The 16619-nt window shown below is 65.4% G+C and carries 16 protein-coding genes; 11 read left to right on the top strand and 5 right to left on the bottom strand.

From position 1 onward, the window contains the following. The first annotated feature begins 122 nt into the window (after positions 1–122). Complete coding sequence (gene hisS / locus NJT13_RS09375; RefSeq protein ID WP_254525292.1) at positions 123–1421, top strand: histidine--tRNA ligase; 1299 nt, start codon at positions 123–125, stop codon at positions 1419–1421. Positions 1422–1550: 129 nt separating this feature from the next. Further along, a complete protein-coding gene (locus tag NJT13_RS09370) occupies positions 1551–2084 on the top strand; it encodes a DoxX family protein (RefSeq protein ID WP_254525291.1) in 534 nt (177 codons plus the stop codon). Between the two features lie 70 nt (positions 2085–2154). Here the strand turns inward: NJT13_RS09370 and NJT13_RS09365 are convergent, their stop codons facing one another. Next, positions 2155–2370, bottom strand: a complete 216-nt coding sequence (locus tag NJT13_RS09365; protein ID WP_254525290.1) for a hypothetical protein — start codon at positions 2368–2370, stop codon at positions 2155–2157. 128 nt (positions 2371–2498) lie between these two features. Here NJT13_RS09365 and NJT13_RS09360 point away from each other — a divergent pair, with 128 nt between their 5' ends. The 4 genes from NJT13_RS09360 (at position 2499) to NJT13_RS09345 (ending at position 5524) form a co-directional block, all read left to right on the top strand. Then, a complete protein-coding gene (locus tag NJT13_RS09360) occupies positions 2499–4064 on the top strand; it encodes a sulfatase family protein (RefSeq protein WP_254525289.1) in 1566 nt (521 codons plus the stop codon). 132 nt (positions 4065–4196) lie between these two features. Further along, positions 4197–4646: a hypothetical protein gene (locus NJT13_RS09355; RefSeq protein WP_254525288.1), complete on the top strand. Its 450-nt coding sequence runs from the start codon at positions 4197–4199 to the stop codon at positions 4644–4646. Positions 4647–4833: 187 nt separating this feature from the next. Then, complete coding sequence (locus tag NJT13_RS09350; protein WP_254525287.1) at positions 4834–5106, top strand: toxin-antitoxin system TumE family protein; 273 nt, start codon at positions 4834–4836, stop codon at positions 5104–5106. After that, a complete protein-coding gene (locus NJT13_RS09345) occupies positions 5099–5524 on the top strand; it encodes an HVO_A0114 family putative DNA-binding protein (protein ID WP_254525286.1) in 426 nt (141 codons plus the stop codon). Before NJT13_RS09350 ends, NJT13_RS09345 begins: the two co-directional genes overlap by 8 nt. 55 nt (positions 5525–5579) lie before the next feature. Here NJT13_RS09345 and NJT13_RS09340 read toward each other — a convergent pair whose 3' ends face one another. Beyond that, positions 5580–6014 carry a desampylase gene (locus NJT13_RS09340; protein ID WP_254525285.1) on the bottom strand — a complete coding sequence of 145 codons (435 nt, stop codon included), beginning with the start codon at positions 6012–6014 and terminating at the stop codon, positions 5580–5582. After that, on the bottom strand, positions 6011–7018 hold the full coding sequence (locus tag NJT13_RS09335) for an ABC transporter substrate-binding protein (RefSeq protein WP_254525284.1): 1008 nt from the start codon (positions 7016–7018) through the stop codon (positions 6011–6013). The genes NJT13_RS09340 and NJT13_RS09335 overlap by 4 nt, the downstream gene beginning before the upstream one ends. A gap of 366 nt (positions 7019–7384) precedes the next feature. On the opposite strand from NJT13_RS09335, the gene NJT13_RS09330 reads away from it, so the two are divergent. After that, entirely contained in the window at positions 7385–8665 is a 1281-nt protein-coding gene (locus tag NJT13_RS09330) for an MFS transporter (RefSeq protein WP_254525283.1), read from the top strand. Positions 8666–8804: 139 nt separating this feature from the next. On the opposite strand, the gene NJT13_RS09325 is transcribed toward NJT13_RS09330, so the two are convergent. Continuing rightward, positions 8805–10796, bottom strand: a complete 1992-nt coding sequence (locus NJT13_RS09325; protein WP_254525282.1) for a molybdopterin biosynthesis protein — start codon at positions 10794–10796, stop codon at positions 8805–8807. A gap of 123 nt (positions 10797–10919) precedes the next feature. Between NJT13_RS09325 and NJT13_RS09320 the strand changes: the two genes are divergently transcribed. Then, a complete protein-coding gene (locus NJT13_RS09320) occupies positions 10920–12050 on the top strand; it encodes a serine hydrolase domain-containing protein (RefSeq protein WP_254525281.1) in 1131 nt (376 codons plus the stop codon). Positions 12051–12151: 101 nt separating this feature from the next. After that, positions 12152–12808 (top strand): DedA family protein, encoded by a 657-nt coding sequence (locus tag NJT13_RS09315; RefSeq protein WP_254525280.1) that lies wholly within the window; start codon positions 12152–12154, stop codon positions 12806–12808. Positions 12809–12878: 70 nt separating this feature from the next. Here NJT13_RS09315 and NJT13_RS09310 read toward each other — a convergent pair whose 3' ends face one another. Next, positions 12879–14195, bottom strand: a complete 1317-nt coding sequence (locus NJT13_RS09310) for a molybdopterin molybdotransferase MoeA (protein WP_254525279.1) — start codon at positions 14193–14195, stop codon at positions 12879–12881. 230 nt (positions 14196–14425) lie between these two features. Between NJT13_RS09310 and NJT13_RS09305 the strand changes: the two genes are divergently transcribed. Together NJT13_RS09305 and NJT13_RS09300 are read left to right on the top strand one after the other, a co-directional pair. Beyond that, positions 14426–14788 carry an Hsp20/alpha crystallin family protein gene (locus tag NJT13_RS09305; protein WP_254525278.1) on the top strand — a complete coding sequence of 121 codons (363 nt, stop codon included), beginning with the start codon at positions 14426–14428 and terminating at the stop codon, positions 14786–14788. A gap of 75 nt (positions 14789–14863) precedes the next feature. Further along, positions 14864–16513, top strand: a complete 1650-nt coding sequence (locus NJT13_RS09300; protein WP_254525277.1) for an ABC1 kinase family protein — start codon at positions 14864–14866, stop codon at positions 16511–16513. Positions 16514–16619: the final 106 nt, after the last annotated feature.

Here is a 16619-nt window from a genome sequence, read left to right as displayed (position 1 = left end):
GACATCGTGGATCTAACGGTAATTAGCAACGAACCAAACGGTCGATGGAGTCGGCAATTCGCGCGGTGGTTCGCCCGCGCCGAACAAAAGAATAGAAGTTCGGCCTCGCCGAACGACCGTTCATGTACGACCGGATCAAGGGCTTTCGTGACTTCTATCCCGGTGAGATGGCCGCCAGACGGGCCACCATCGACGTTCTGGAGGAGAGCGCCCGCGAGTACGGGTTCCGCGAAATCGGAACGCCGGCGCTCGAGCGAGCCGAGATGTGGACCGACAAGAGCGGTGACGAGATCGTCGACGAACTCTACGCGTTCGAAGATCAGGGCGGACGCCACGTGACGCTGACGCCAGAGCTAACGCCGACCGTCGCACGGATGGTCGTCGCGAAACAGCAGGAACTGTCGAAGCCGATCAAGTGGTTCTCTACGCGACCGTTCTGGCGATACGAGCAGGTCCAGCAGGGTCGACAGCGCGAGTTCTACCAGACCAACGTCGACATCTTCGGCTCGTCGGAACCCGAAGCCGACGCCGAGATCTTGACGTGGGCCGCCGACGCGCTGACCGGGCTCGGCCTCACCGGCGACCACTTCGAGTTCCGAATCTCCCACCGCGACATCTTGGGCGGCGTCTTAGAGAGCTACGACGCCGACGTCGACACCGAGGCGGCGATCCGCGCGGTCGACAAATCGGCCAAGATCTCCGCCGCCGAGTATCACGATCTGCTGATAGCGGCGGGTCTGACGGCGGACCAGGCCGCGGAGTTCGACGATCTCATCGCGGACGGCGACCTCGAGGCGGTCGACGCGTTCGCCGACACGGAGCGCGTGACCGAAGCCGTCGAGAACCTCCGAAACGTGCTCGCGGCCGCGGAGGACTTCGGCGCTCGCGAGTACTGTACCGTCTCGCTCGAGACGGCTCGCGGACTGGACTACTACACCGGCGTCGTCTTCGAGTGCTTCGATTCGGCGGGCGACGTCTCGCGGTCGATCTTCGGCGGCGGCCGTTACGACGACCTCATCGAGAGCTTCGGCGGGCAGCCGACGCCCGCCGTCGGCGTCGCGCCGGGGCACGCGACGCTTTCGCTTCTGTTACAGCGCGCGGGTGTCTGGCCCGACGAAGCGGTGACGACCGACTATTACGTCCTGCAGATCGGGGACACGCGGACCGAGGCGGCCCGGATCTGTCGGGACCTCCGCGATCGGGGCCACGTCGTCGAGACGGACGTCGCGGGCCGCTCGTTCGGTGCCCAACTCGAGTACGCCGATTCGATCAACGCCGAGACGGTCGTCATCGTCGGCGAACAGGACCTCGCGAACGACGAGGTGACGGTCAAGGACATGGACTCGGGCGACCAGGCGCAGGTGCCGGTCGACGAGTTCCCGGGGGACGTCGAGCGGCCGACGCTCGAGGACGTTTCCTGAGCGATCCGCTCGACGCATATTTAAACACCCTCTATTGGTGGGGATATATTCATTCATTCCTCACAAATGGGAATTTTGACGTGTATTATCGTCTGTAACGGCCAATATCTATCCGTAAGGTGACTCACAATGTCAACTAACGACGCCACAGTTCAGTGGTTCGGCGGGCGGGAAACGTTCGAGTACGCTGATTCGGTTGCCGGCTACGTGCTGGTCGCGGTGCGGCTGCTCGTCGGATACTGGTTCCTCCACTCGGGGTGGGGAAAATTCGCGTTCGTCGCGGGCGAACCGTTCGACGCGGCGGGCTACCTGCAGAACGCCCAGTCGCCCATCGCGTGGCTCTTCGAAATCGTCGCCGGGACCCCCTCGCTGCTCGAGGTCACTAACGTGATGATACCCCTCGGTGAGTTCCTCATCGGGCTCGGACTCGTCCTCGGGGCCTTCGTGCGCCTGGCCGCCTTCTTCGGCGGCGTCCTCATGACGTTGTTCTACCTGGGCAACGCCGACTGGGCGCACGGGTACGTCAACGGGGACCTGCTCGGATTTCTCATGTTCGTGATCGTCGGCGCCTTCGCCGCGGGCCGCATCCTCGGCGTCGACGCGTTCCTCGAGGCGACCGAGTTCGTGCGACAGCGGCCGTGGCTGCGCTACCTGCTCGGTTGAGGCGAGACGCGGCTCGCCGCCCCCGATCCGTCGGCGACCGTCCGCGTATCGCGTTCCACGCGACGGTTCACTACCGACTGCTCGGCTTTTCTCGAGCGGGTTCGGTCGTCGCACTAGTCGTCTCGGCACCGTCCTCGGACTGGAGACGATCGCTCGCATCACATCGTTCGACCGGCGAGTGACCGGTCTCGACGAAGTGATCGATCATCGCTCGACTGAGTTCGACGGGTTCGTCCTCGCCGACTCGGTGCTGCCAGTCGCATTCACCACAGTATGCCCCCGGCACGACTGGTCCCTCGAACTGGGGTCTAATGAACGGTGGGGTTCACACCGCGGCGTCTTATCACCTCTCGTGGAGAGTACCCCCACCAATCAGGTCATACCATTAACTACGACGTCGATGTACGTCGACCGATGGCCGACGCTGACGACACTCGCCCGAACATTCTCTTCTTCCTCACCGATCAGGAGCGATACGACTGCAGCGTGCCCGGGGGGCCGGAGGACGAGACGCAGCCGTTCGAACGCCTTTCGAACGAGGGGATCCGCTTCGAGCAGGCGTTCACGCCGATCAGTATCTGCTCGAGCGCGCGTGCGTCGCTGCTCACCGGACAGTTTCCGCACGGACACGGGATGATAAACAACTGCCACGAAGACGACGCGATTCAGCCCAACCTTCCACCCGATATCCCGACGTTCTCGGAGGAACTCGACGCGGCAGGCTACGATCTCACCTATACGGGAAAGTGGCACACCGGTCGCGACCGCACGCCGGAGGACTTCGGCTTCTCGTATCTCGGCGGTAGTGACAAACATCACGACGATATCGACGAAGCGTTCATCGAGTACCGAAAACAGCGTGGGACACCGGTCGACGAGGTCGAACTCACCGAGGAACTCTATACCGGTGACGATCCGAGGGACGGCAGTGAGGGGACGCTGGTCGCTGCAACGGCGCCAATCGACGTCGAGGACACCCGTGCGTACTTCCTCGCCAAACTAACGATCGAGGAGATCGAGCGCCACGTCGACGGCGGACTGGACGCCCCCTTCTTTCATCGGACGGACTTCTACGGCCCGCATCACCCGTACGTCATACCGGAACACTTCGAGTCGAATTACGGTCCCGACGAGGTCGAACTGCTGATAAATTACGCGGAGACCTTCGATGGAAAACCCCGGGTTCAGGAGAACTATCTCTCCTATCGCGGCGTCGACGGATTCGACTGGGAACTCTGGAAGGAAGCGATCGCGAAGTACCGACGATTCGTAATGTTGATCGACCAGCAGGTGGGGCGGATCCTCGAGGCCCTCGAGGACAACGGACTGGACGAGAATACGGTCGTCGTCCACACTTCGGACCACGGCGATTTCGCGGGAGGCCACCGCCAGTTCAACAAGGGGCCGCTGATGTACGACGATACCTATCACATTCCGCTGCAGATACGCGGGCCGAAGAACGAAGACATCGGCCCGAAAATCGATGCCGGCTCGAGCTGCGAGAAGCCGGTTCACTTGCACGATCTGGCGGCGACCTTCCTCGAGATCGCCGACGTCCCCGTTCCCGACGAGTTCGATTCGAAGAGCCTGGTGTCGCTGTTCGAGAAGAGCAGCGATTCTTCGGACAGGGCGGAATCAGACGAGGAGGAATCGTCGGCCGACTCGAACTCCGACGGGGGGGACAAGTCGAACAATTCAAAGTTAGGACCCTCTGTTTTCGGCCAGTATCACGGCGACGAGTTCGGCCTCTACAGTCAGCGGATGGTCCGAACCGAGCGGTTCAAATACGTCTATAACGGTCCCGACATCGACGAACTGTACGATCTGAAGGCCGACCCGGCCGAGTTACGGAACCTGATCGACCGCCCCGAGTACGCCGACAAACGAGAGGAGATGCGCAAGGAACTGATCGATTGGATGGACAAAACCGACGATCCGATCCGCAAGTGGGTGACGGACGTGTTGGAAGATGCCTCCTGACTTCTCCCACGACTGACGTCGTGGGCTTTGTGCTGTTTTCTCTGACCCGCGAGAACGGAAGCGTACGTTTACGGTCCCGAAGCGGATAGCGTTCGACATGAACGGCGACACCGACGGGACGGAGGGCGACCGATGACGAGGGGCGGTGACGGCTCGAGCGAACAACCCGCAGATCTTCGGGAGAAGGCCGCCGAGTGCGAGGAGATCGCCGACGCGCTCGAGGACTTACTCGAAGAATTGCGCGACGAGGAGATCAAAGGCACCCGGCTCGAGGGCCTGTTCGACCAGGCGAGTTCGAGCAATCCGAACATCTGGAACATCGTGTCCGCGTTCATCGACGTTGAGGACGGCGAGGCGGTCGTCACCGACGAGTCGAAGCTGGCGCAGGGAAGCTGGGCACCCGAAATCGTCGAGGGCTGTGACACCTTGATCACCCTCGACATCGAGTACGGTATGATGCCAGACGAGTTCAAGTACACGGCGGGGAAGAAACTCAGCCGCCGTATCGAGGAGTTCCGGACGGAGGCTGCGGAGGCCCGAGAGAAAGCGAACGACCTCGAGGACGGCGCCGACGACCGATAGGAATCCCCGGCGACGATCGTCCGTTATTCCACTCACCGTGGACGGTGGCTTCGACACCGTACTTTGTTGAAGGCATCTTTCTGAGTTCGAATCCACGGACATCCAGGATCAGTTTGAGAATCGACACTATCGCTATGGGGAGGATCCCATACCCTTAACATGATGGGGATCGTACCATAGGTTGGAGATGGTGCACACGGTCATCGAAAACGTGGAGGACCGAGTTATTCGGCGAAAAATCATCAAAACTGATGATTCGAAGTACACCAGCGGGTACCGCTATTCTCTCCACCACGGCTACACCGATGGCCGCGGCACCATCCTTCGGTACGATAACGAAAACCGAACAATCGGACGCCACGAACAACACACAGCGGATGGCGTAGAAGAAATCGACTTCCATGGAATGATGAAACTCCGGGATCGGTTCATGAACGAAATCGAAGCCAACAATGACTGAAAACACACTCAAAATAACGTTCCGACAGGCCGCCGATCATCGAGATGCTGCTCGAGAGCGACTGCGACGCGCCGAAGCCGGAGAAACTGGCGACGACATAGCGCAGGATGTTCGTCGCATCCTAAACTTCGAGGAGTTTGATGATATTGACCGACTCATGCGCACCTCGAACCTCGAATTGATCGAGTCGATCGTCGAGGATCGCCCTGACAGCATCCGTCAACTTGCAACAGTCGTCGATCGGGACTATCGGGAGGTACACCGAAATCTCAAAGAACTCGAGTCCCTCGGGGTCGTCGAGTTCGAGAAAGAGGGACAAAGCAAAAAGCCGATTCTTCGAGGCGGCGTCGATAACATCAAATTATCTATCAGTTTCCCGTTCAATAATGAATCCAGCAGACCATCGGCGGTCTCATAATCCTATCTGCTTTCTCAGCAATCCGGTAGTGGAATTTTGCACCGTTCGTCCCGAATCACTCCGTGGTTAGCTGTTCACACTGGAACCCCTCGTCAGTCACCGCATCGTTCTCGGTGTCCGTCCGCCAGCGCCACGACCCCACCTCGAGCGGCTCGAGCGAGACGATCAGATACGAGCGATCCAGCCAGGTTGCCGCCGCGGCGTCCGTCTCGCTGGGTCGCGCCGGGCCGCGGGGATGGGAGTGGTAGAAGCCGACGATGTCCTCGCCGCGGTCCTCGAGGCGCTCGAAGACCGCGAGCTGTTCTTCGGGGTCGATCTCGTAGCGCGTTCGTGGGGTTTCGGCGACGTTGTCGGTGGGGTACTGCGTCCGCACGCGGCTCCGTCCGTCGGGGTCGTACTCCCCGCCGAGGATCCCGCAGATCTCTTCGGGACTCCCCTCGCGGGCGCGTTCGACGATCGCCTCGCGGACGGCGGTCGGCAGGACGATCACGGCTGCGAATCGAGTTCGGTCAGCGAATCGCGGTTCTCGGAGTCCGACTCGAGCGCGTCGAGGTCGTCGAACGGGACCGCGATTTCGTCGATCGAATCGGTGGCGTCCTCGAGCGTCGCGTTGGCGTCGAACACCGACGGCTGAACGATCGGGGCCAGCGCCTCGAGCGTGTCCACCAGCCGGGGACCGGGTCGATTGAGGTAGTGGTCGCCGTCCATCGCCCAGACGCGGCCCTCGCGGACCGCAGTGAGCTCGGCCCAGCCGTCGCGCTCGAGGAGGTCCGCCCTGTTTCGTGCTATCTGCTCGAGGCCGAAACCGCAGGGTGCGACGATCACGATCTCGGGGTCGTACGCGCGGACGTCCGTCCACTCTCGCGGTCGCGACCGGTCGCCCGGGTCGGCCAACCCGTACTCGCCGCCGGCCCAGTCGACGAGTTCGGCCGACCAGTGGCCCGCGATCATCACGGGATCGGTCCAGTCGAACATCGCCACGCGAGGGCGGTCTTCGGCCGGGATCTCGGCCGTTCGGGACCGGATCGATTCTATGCGGGACTCGAGGTCCCGTCGAACGGTGCGAGCGCGTGCCGCGCGGTCGACCGCGCGACCGATCCGTTCCAGGTCGTCGAGCACGTCACCGACGCTGTGGGGATCGGTCGGAACGACCTCGGGGTCCGCATCGATCCGGCCGACGGCGTCTTCGACGACGGCCTCGTCGACCGCACAGACGTCGCACATTCCCTGCGTAACGACCACGTCCGGTTCGAGGGCCTCGAGGGTCTCGACGTCGATTTCGTAGACGCCGGCCTCGGATTCCGCGGTCTCTCTGACCTGTCGATCGATCGCCGCGCTCGACGCCGCCTCGTCCGCGTCGATCCGCGACCGGGTGACGGCGGGTGCGGACGCGGCGCCGGGCGGATAGTCGCACTCGTGGGAAACCCCGACGGGCTCGCACCCGAGCGCGGCGACTATTTCGGTCGCCGACGGAAGCGTCGTGACGATTCGCATGGCCGGCCGTACGGAGCGGGGGCCCAAAAATCGCGCCCTCGCAGGGCGGCGGTATCGACTCCACGGCCGGGGTCCGCGCGAGGCCCGCCACCGGGACACTCGCGGACTGCGCAGCGACCGGACCGGCGGAGACCAAACCCTGCTCCGCGGACGACCGCCCGACGGGTTTCGATTGCGCTCGCTGCCGGCTTCCGGAACGCCCGCCAATACATCGCAATCCTTTTGAGACGCCTCCGCAAATTCGAGCGGTAAGCGGGTGCGAAACGGCGGTTCTCGGTTTCATCTCGTCGATCTGTGATTGGTCGGTCAAACGGATCGTTTTCACCGACGTAACGGGACCGTGTCACGTGCACCCGACGAAAGGCAATGCGACAATCACCCCTGAGCTCTCTGAGAGGAACCGGTGGCCGGCTAGCTGACGGACTCGGTGGGTCTTCGAACGGTCGGTACATCGTCATCGCCGCGGTCATCGCCAGCACGTTTTTCATCGGTTTCGGAGGGGGCGTGATCTATCCGATTCTCCCGAACCTCGGGGTCGTCCTCGGTATCTCCCCGGTCCTCGTGGGGGTGATTCTGAGCGCGAATCGGTTTTCGCGCCTGGTTGCGAACGCACCGGCCGGGGTTCTCGTGGACAGTGTCGGGACGAGAACGCCGTTCGTGGTCGGGATGGGTATTCAGGGATTCGGAACCCTCTGCTACGTCCTCGCCATGGTGGCGCCCGCTCCCGAAGCGTGGTTTCTGGCGGCGCGACTCGTCTGGGGGATCGGGAGCGCGCTCGTCTTCGCGACGGCCTATACGATCGCCGACGACGTCAGCGACGGCGGTTCACGCGGGGCGAACATGGGGCTCGTCAGGGGCGGCGTCCTCTTTGGCTTCCCCACGGGAGTCGTCATCGGCGGTATCGTGAGCGAACTCTCCGGGACGCTCGTCGCGTTCGCTATCGCCTCCGCCTTCGCGTTCATCGCTACCCTCATCGCGTACGTCACGGTTCCCGAAACGCACGTCGAAGGAGGGACGAACACGTCGAACAAACCGTGGGACGTCAATACGAGTCTCGCCGCGATAACGGTCGGACTGGTCAATTTCTCCGTCCTGTTCGTCTACATCGGCGCGCTGTTCGCCACGCTCGTCCTGTTTCTCGCCAGTAACGATCTCTCCGTCCTCGGGTTCGACGCGCAGGGGTCGTCGGGAGTCTTCATGGGGCTTACCGTCGTCGCCGCGGCGGTGGCGATGTCCCTCGGCGGTTACGTGAGCGACCGTCGGCGGTCGCGCGTTCCCACGCTGCTTTGCTTTCTGGGAACGACGTCACTCGGATTCGTTCTCCTGGCGTTCGCCAACTCGGTGCCGACCCTGACCGTCGCGTGTCTGTGCATCGGCATCGGACAGGGAGGAACGAGCGGGCCCCTGATGGCTCTCCTGGGCGATCTCGTACCCGAGGACGAGATGGGGCGTGCGGTCGGAACCAACAACGTGCTCGGTGACGTCGGCGGTGGATTCGGTCCGATCGTCACGCTTCCGCTGATCGACACGATCGGCTTCTGGCCCATTTACCTCACCTGTGCGGCGCTCCCGCTGATCGCCGCCGCGGTTCTCCTCGGCGGCGTCCGTCGGGAGACCGGCCAGTACGTCCCTCGTGTCGAGACCTGAGGTCGTGGTCGTGTCCGACCCGGCGGCTTCGAGGACCGGGGCGTGAGGATCGATCGCCGTCCTGACCGGTTTCGCCTCCGCGTCGGCGCTCAAACGCCGTCGCCGCCCCGCCGCGATCGAAACGCGGTGGCGCGTTCGGTTACTTCCCACCCGTCGACACGTCCTCGAGTCTCTCTTCGAGTTCGCGAACACCGGTTTTGTCCGTCCGATCGGGATTCGCGAGGACTCGAACCGTTTGTTCGCCGAGCGGGACGAACCCGAGTTCGAGCCGATCGGCGGTTTCGCCCAACCCGAGGCCGGCGTCGGCATCTCCGGCGATGACCTTTCGAGCGGGGCTCTCGTGGGCACGTAATCCGAGGTCGAAGCCGTCGATCGAGTCGGCGATCTCGTGGCGGGTCGATCCGCGGTCGGCTGCCAGCGTATCGACCGCGGCGTCGAGACTCGAGCGCAACCCTGCGTCGGTCGTTCGATTGACGAACCGCAGATCGCGATCGACCAGCTCAGAGACCCCTTCGATCGCCTCGGGATTACCGGTTCGGACGATCAGTCCCCACTCGCGTTCCCAGTGGCCGAGTTCGACCGCGTCGAGGTCACGCGAAAGCGGCCCCGCAGCCACGGCGACGTCGGGGACGCCCTCGCGGAGCCGCCGTAGCCCCGGTCGGGTGCCGACCGAGAGGTAGCGGGGATTCTCGAGGCGGTCGAGGACGCGGGAGAACGTCGGATCGTCCTCCCCGACGCCGAACAGGGTCGGCGGCCGAACGTCGGGCGAGAACAGGCTGACCGTAACGGGCTCGCCCTCCTCGAGGTAGTCGGTTTCGGGGCCGACCTCCACGACCCCGTCGGCGTGGGCGAGGCTGGTCGTCGCGCCGCTGCCCTTGTCGACCGGATAGACGAGGATTTCGTCGCTGCCCTCCGCGTCGGCGGATTCTCCGCCGCCGTTTCGGGCCCTTTCGGACGGCCCGCTCGTGACTACTCCGACCGGCATGAGCCGGTGACGGCCCTCCTCGTAGCGCTCCTGTCGGGCCAGCCGTCCGGTGACGGTCGCGGACGTCGGCTCCGGGATTCCGGCGGCCCGGCGGATCGCCGGCGCCACGAAGGTTCGAAAGATCATCATCGCGGAGACGGGATAGCCCGGCAGACCGACGTACGCGGAGTCGTCCAGCCGTCCGATCAACATCGGTTTGCCCGGCTTGATGCTCACGCCGTGTAGCAGCAACTCGCCTTGCTCCTCGATCACCCGGTAGATGACGTCGACCGCACTCGCACTGGTCGAGCCAGAGGAGACCACGAGATCGCACTCGTCGGCCGCGGTCCGAAGAACTCGTTCCATCTCGTCCTGGTCGTCGCCGGCGTGCGGGTAGAGGACCGCTTCGCCGCCCGCGTCCTCGACCCCCGCGGCGATGGTGTAGCTGTTGACGTCGTAGATCTCTCCGCGCTCGCTGTGGACCCCTTCGCCCGGTCGGACGAGTTCGTCACCCGTCGAGACGATGCCGACGCGCGGGTTCGCCCGAACCGGCACCTCGTCGATCCCGAGCGCCGAGAGGAGGCCGATATCGCGGGGCGTGATCCGGGTTCCGGGGCCGAGCGCGCGTTCGCCCGCCGCGACGTCGGCGCCCGCGAACATGACGTTGTCGCCGGGCGCGACCGAGGTTCGGATCAGAACGTCGTCGCCGCCGGAATCTGCGCCCTCAGTTTCACCGCCTGCGTCAGTGTTCGCGGGGCCTTCGCTCGCTCGATCGTTCGACGATCCATCGACGCGATCAGTCCGCTCGACCGGTACCATCGCGTCGGCGCCGTCGGGCATCACCGCACCCGTCGATATCTCGACGACCTGTCCGTCCTCGAGCGAAACCGCCGGCTCCTCGCCCGCGTGAACCGCGCCGACGACCTCGAGGCGCGCGGGATCGGCCTCGTCCGCGCCGAACGTGTCGCGGGCTCTGAGGGCGTAGCCGTCGAGGCTCGCCCGGTCGAATCCCGGAACGTCGAGTTCGGCGTCGAGTCGGGCCACGAGGACCCGGCCCCGCGCGTCCTCGAGCGAGACCCGCTCGATTCCGGCCTCGAGCGAGAGCGATTCGATGGCCTCGCGGGCATCCTCGGGCGAGGCGAGATCACGAAACTCCTTTCGGTTCATATCCGGCCATTCGCCTGCCGAGGGTATAAACGTCGGTCGCCGGAATCGGGCCGTCCGTCCGGCGATTTCCGTTGCATGTTCTCCAACGCCAACAATTAAGCACCGGCCCGAAGAGTTCAATCCATGTCACAGATTTCCGAGACGGACCGCGAGCGCATCGCTGCTCTCTTCGACCGCCATCTCGAGGCCGGGCTCCACCACGGAGCGCAACTGGCCGTGTACGTCGACGGCGAACCCGCGATCGACATCGCCGGCGGCGTGACGGGACCCGACGGCGAGGAAGAGACCCGCGAGACGCGCCACGTTCTCTTCTCGAGTACGAAACCCTACGGAGCGGTGACACTCCACACCCTCGTCGAGGAGGGCGAACTCGACTACGACGACCGGGTGGTCGAACACTGGCCCGAGTTCGCCGACGAGGGCTCCGACAAAGCCGACATCACCGTCCGGCAGGTTCTCAGCCATACGGCGGGCCTCACGCAGGGCGAGATCGACGAGCGTCCCGATCTGTGGGGCGACTGGGACGCCGTCGTCGAGAAACTCGAGGAGATGGAGCCCGTCTTCCCGCCGGGCGAACGACCCGCGTACCATCCGCTTACGTTCGGGTGGCTCGTCGGCGAAATCGTCCGCCGCGTGTCCGGAACGCCGATCGAGCACGCCGTGGCCGAGCGCGTGTTCGAGCCGCTCGGGATGGACGACACCGGCATCGGCCTCCGAGAAGACGAGGACGGCGACGACGTGGCGACGCTCGTCGGGTTCGAGGAGTTCGACCGCTGTCGCGACCCCGGGGAGGGGCTGGGCGATCACACGCGGGTCGCGGCGCCGTTCAACGAGGAGGAGGTCCACCGCGCCGTGATCCCCGCCGCCAACGGCATCGGCACCGCGGGGGACATGGCCCGCTTCTACGCCTGCCTCGCGAACGGCGGCGAACTCGAGGGAACGCGAATTCTCGAACCCGAGACCGTCGACCGGTTGACGCGCCTCGAGGCCGAGACGGAGGCGGACGGCACGCTCGGTCGGGAGGGCCGGTTCACGCTCGGCTTCTGGAAGGGTGGCACGACGGTGGCACCGTACGGGTCGCTGTCCCCCGAACACGTGTTCGGCCACGCCGGACTCGGGAGCAGCGTCGGCTGGGCCGACCCCGAGGAGAACGTCGGGTTCTCGTACGTGACGAACGGGGTCCGCGACGGCTCCTACGAACACGTCGCGCGGGTGAACGCGCTGGGGGACGCGGTCCGTCACGCGCTCCGGTAACCTTCAATCGGGCGCTTCGGTGACCCCGCCGTCCGCCCGACTGCGACCGATTTCGACTCCGCCAACGGAAACGTGATAGGCCGTCCGTTCGTATCCCTCCTATGGCGGACGTCGGGACGCTCGATCTCGCGATGGCCGACCTCGGAGCGACCGCAGTGCGATTCGTCCGGATCTACGGCCCGCTCGCGCTCCTGGTCTTTACGTTCCTCGAGTCGTCGATGCTCTTTCCGTTCTTTCCGAGCGAGGTGGTCGTCCCGGCCGCGGCTGCGCTGTTGATCACCGACCCCCTCTCGTTTTTCGTCTTCGTCGGAGCGGCGACGGTCGGCGGGACCGTCGGCGCGTTCGTTCCGTTTTACGCGTTTCGCGGCCCCGGATCGCGAGGGCTCGGCAGGCTTCGGGACCGAATCGACGTCTCCGAGAACGCGACCGACCGCAGCCGGCGGTGGTTTCGTCGGTGGGGGGCATCTTCGGTCTTCTGGGGCCGATTCCTGCCGGCGGTGCGCTCCGTCGTCTCCATCCCTGCTGGTCTCGCCGGAATGACCCGGGTTCGGTTCGGCGTCTACACGGCGACCGGAACCGTCCTGTTCTACGCGGCCGTCGGCGCGGTCGTCTACTACGGCCGTCAGCAGTCCCTCTTGGCGGCGCTCGCGTCCGTCGCCGCCGATCGACCGGCCCTCGCGGGGACGGTCGCGCTCGTCGCGCTCGCGGTCGGTCTGTGGGTCTCGCTGCGACACCGACGGCGAGAACGAGTCCCATAATTTCAGTGCACTATCGACCCGGCTCTCGGACCCCTCCCGGGGCAGTTCCTCGCTCGGCCGGTCGCCCCCGTTAGGCGTTGTGCTCCCACAGTTCCACGGAGACCGTCTCACCCGCCGGAATCCCCTCGCGGTCGTCGTCGACGACGACCCAGCCGTCCGCGAGCGCGACGCTCGAGAGGACGCCGGAGCCGCTCGCGCGCGTCGGGATCGCCGCGGACGGTGGGTCGTCAGCGTCGTCGTCCCCTCCGTCGCGCTCCTCGAGTCGGACCCGTGCGAACGTTCGGGTCCCGGGTTCGCTCGGTATCTTGCGCTCGAGGGTCGCCCTGGTGGTCGGGTGCGGGTCGGGGGTCGTCCCCTCGAGCCACCGGATGGTCGGGCGGAGGAACTGGACGGCGTTGACGATGCAGGCGACGGGATACCCCGGAAGCGCGAGCACGGGCGTGTCCTGAACGATTCCGAGGCAGACGGGGTGGCCGGGTTTGAGCCCGACGCCGTGGACGAGGACGTCGCCGAGGTCGTCGATCACTTCGGGCAAGAGGTCCCGCTGCCCGACCGACGAGCCGCCTGTCGTGACGATCACGTCCTTCGTCAGGTCTCGCTGGATGGCGACCCGAAGCGATTCGTGATCGTCGGTGACGATGTCGCGGTAGGTGGCTCGAGCGCCCCAGCGCTGGGCCAGTCGCGAGACGGTGAGTCCGTTGGTTTCGATCACTTCGCCGGGACCGGGATCGCCCGCGACGAGTTCCTCTCCGGTGGGGACGACGCCAACCGTGGGCCGCTCGACGACTTCGACGCGGCCGTAGCCCGCCGACCGCAGCAATCCGAGATCCGACGGTCGGAGCCGGTGGCCGGCGTCGTAGAGCGGCTGGCCCGCCTCGATGTCCTCGCCGACCGGCGCGACGTTTTCCCCCTCCGCGACCGCGTCTTCGACCTCGAGTTCGCCGGCCGACTCGAGTTCCGTGACGTGTTCGATCATGACGACGGCGTCGGCCCCGTCCGGGAGGGCGCTCCCGGTGTGGACCCGCGCCGCCGTTCCGGGTTCGATGCGGCCCGCGACGGCGTGTTCGTCGCCGTTCCCGTCCGGTGCGTCGACGATCCGGACCACTTCCGGCGATCGGTCGCTCGCCCCGAACGTGTCCGCGGCCCTGAGGGCGTAGCCGTCCATCGCCGCTCGTCGGTAGTGCGGAACGTCTCGAGCGGACGTGACGGGTGCGGCGAGCGTGCGGCCGTCCGCGCGGTCGACGTCGACGGTTTCGGTCCCGCAGGGCACGTCCGCGTCGTGCTCGGTGACCCCCGCGACGGCGTCCTCGAGAATTCGGCGCGCTTCGTCGACCGGGGTCCGAACTTTGAACCCGGCCTCGGTCCGTTCGCGGTCGGCACCTTCCATAGTGTGACTCGTGTCGTCGGACGCCAAAAGCGTAGGGTTTGACAAACGTCGAGCGGGAGCGGGAGCGACTCTCGACTGGTGTCCCTGCGCTATCAGTCCGTCTCGGTCGACGCCAGGAAATGGCGTCGAACCGACAGGTCGTCGGTCGCAGCCCCGTCGGTTCTGCGGGGGCGACCGAGGAATCGACCGCGACCGCGGGGTTTTTCGTATCGGCGTTCCAACCTGCGCCCATGCCTGCGCTCCGCGACGCGTTGCGGGACCTCTCCGAGGACGTTTTCTTCGATCTGCTCGAGAGCGAGGACGCGTACTTGCTCGTCCTCGACGTCCCCGGGGTCACCGCCGAGTCGCTCGACCTCGCGATCGAGGACGGCCGGATCTCCATCGACGCCCACCGGGAGAAAGAACCGGCGGGCGATTACCGCTACCTCGAGGAGAACCGATCGCTCTTTTTCGACGTCGAACTGCCGCTGCCAGACGACGCGTCCGACGCAGACGCGGAGGCGACGGTCGACCGAGGGGTCCTCGAATTGACCCTGCCGAAACGCGGTGTCAGCGGCGAGACGACGATCGACATCGTCGACGAGGACGGCTAACCGGGGTGACAGAGGCTGCCCTCCCTCCGCGCGTACAAACGATTCGTTCTCGTCGCGTGGCAGTTCCTGCCGCTGTTGCTCGCCTACGCCCGCGATCGGCGGCGCTTCCTCCTGTTCGGCCGGCCCCGACAAGTCGCCGCCGAAACCCACCGCCACCGGGCGGAGGTCCTGCTCGAGTCGCTGCTGGCGCTGGGGCCGACGTTCATCAAACTCGGCCAGTTGCTTTCGACTCGCCCCGACGTCCTCCCGCCGGCGTACATCGACGTCCTCTCTGCCCTGCAAGACGACGTCCCGCCGGCGCCCTGGCCCGAGGCGGAAACCGTCCTCGAGGACGAACTCGGCCCCGTCGACGAGCGGTTCGCGTCGTTCGACACCGAGCCGATCAGCGGGGCGAGCCTCGGACAGGTCTATCGAGCACGGCTCGACCCCGAACGCGAGACCCCGACGCGAACCGGCACGTCGGCCGGGAGCGGCCGCGAGGTCGCGGTGAAGATACGGCGGCCGAACATCGAGGCCCTCGTCCGGGCCGACCTGCGCGTGATCAAGTGGTCGCTCCCGCTGTTGCTCTACTTCGTCGACGACGCCCGCGCGTTCTCGCTCGAGAACCTGGCCCAGGAATTTTCGAAGACGATCCGCGAGGAGATGGACTACGAGCGCGAAGCCGAGATGCTGACCGAGATCCGCGCTAACTTCTCCGACGACGACCGGTTCATCATTCCCGACGTGATCGAGAGTCACTCCGGATCGCGCGTGCTGACGATGGAGTACGTCGAGGGGACGAAGATCAACGACCTCGACGAACTCGAGCGCGAGGGAATCGATCGGACGCGGGTCGCGGAGAACCTGGAGCGATCGTATCTGCAGATGATCATCGACGACGGCGTCTTCCACGCCGATCCACACCCGGGTAACCTCGCGGTGACCGACGGGGGCCGGATCGTGTTCTACGATTTCGGCATGTCGGGGCGGGTCGACCCGTTCGTCCAGGAGAAGATCGTGGATTTCTACGTCGCCGTCGCCAACCAGGACATCGACGGCATCCTCGACGCGCTGATCGAGATCGGGACGCTCAGTCCCGACGCGGACCGCGGCGTGATGGCCGAAGTGATGGAGATCGCCATCCGGGACGCCCGCGGCGAGGACGTCGAACAGTACCGGGTCAATCAGATCGTCGGCCAGATCGAGGACTCGATCTACGCCTTCCCCTTCAGACTCCCGAAGAACCTCGCGCTCGTCCTCCGCGTTGCGACCGTCGTCGAAGGAGTCTGCGTCACGCTCGACCCGGACTTCGACTTCATCTCGACCGCGACCGACTACCTGACCGAGCAGGGCTATCGCGAGGAGTCCATCCGGCAGTACATAGACGAGACGGGCACGCAGCTCCGTCGGACGGGCGAGTCGTTGACCCGGATCGCGCCCAAGACCGAGCGAGCGCTCGACCGACTCGATCGCGACGACCTCTACGTTCGAATCGGGGTCGAGGATTCGGAGGACGTCTTCGAAAAGCTCGCCAAGCGGCTGGTCTACGGCATGTTGCTGACGATGACGTTGTTCTCGACCGGTGTTCTGTACGCGCTCGAGGCTCCGCGGGGATCGATCGTCGCGGCGGCGTTCTCGGTCCTGTTGACGATCCAGCTCTACCGATCGTTCCGCGGACCCAGATCGGTCGGCGCGCGACCGCAGTTCACGCGCCAAAACCTACGGCAGCGTCGGGGCGAGGAGTGAGGTCTGGCTCGGCGCGGTCGGTCGGCCCCGCGTGACCGCACGGGAGCGACGACTCGGCCCGACGCGACTCCGGCGGAGTGCGATCCGGTCGGCGTGACGACGCGGC

This window comes from Natrinema caseinilyticum, from assembly GCF_024227435.1.
In the GTDB taxonomy this organism is placed as follows: domain Archaea; phylum Halobacteriota; class Halobacteria; order Halobacteriales; family Natrialbaceae; genus Natrinema; species Natrinema caseinilyticum.
This window is presented reverse-complemented; position numbering and strand designations above follow the sequence as displayed.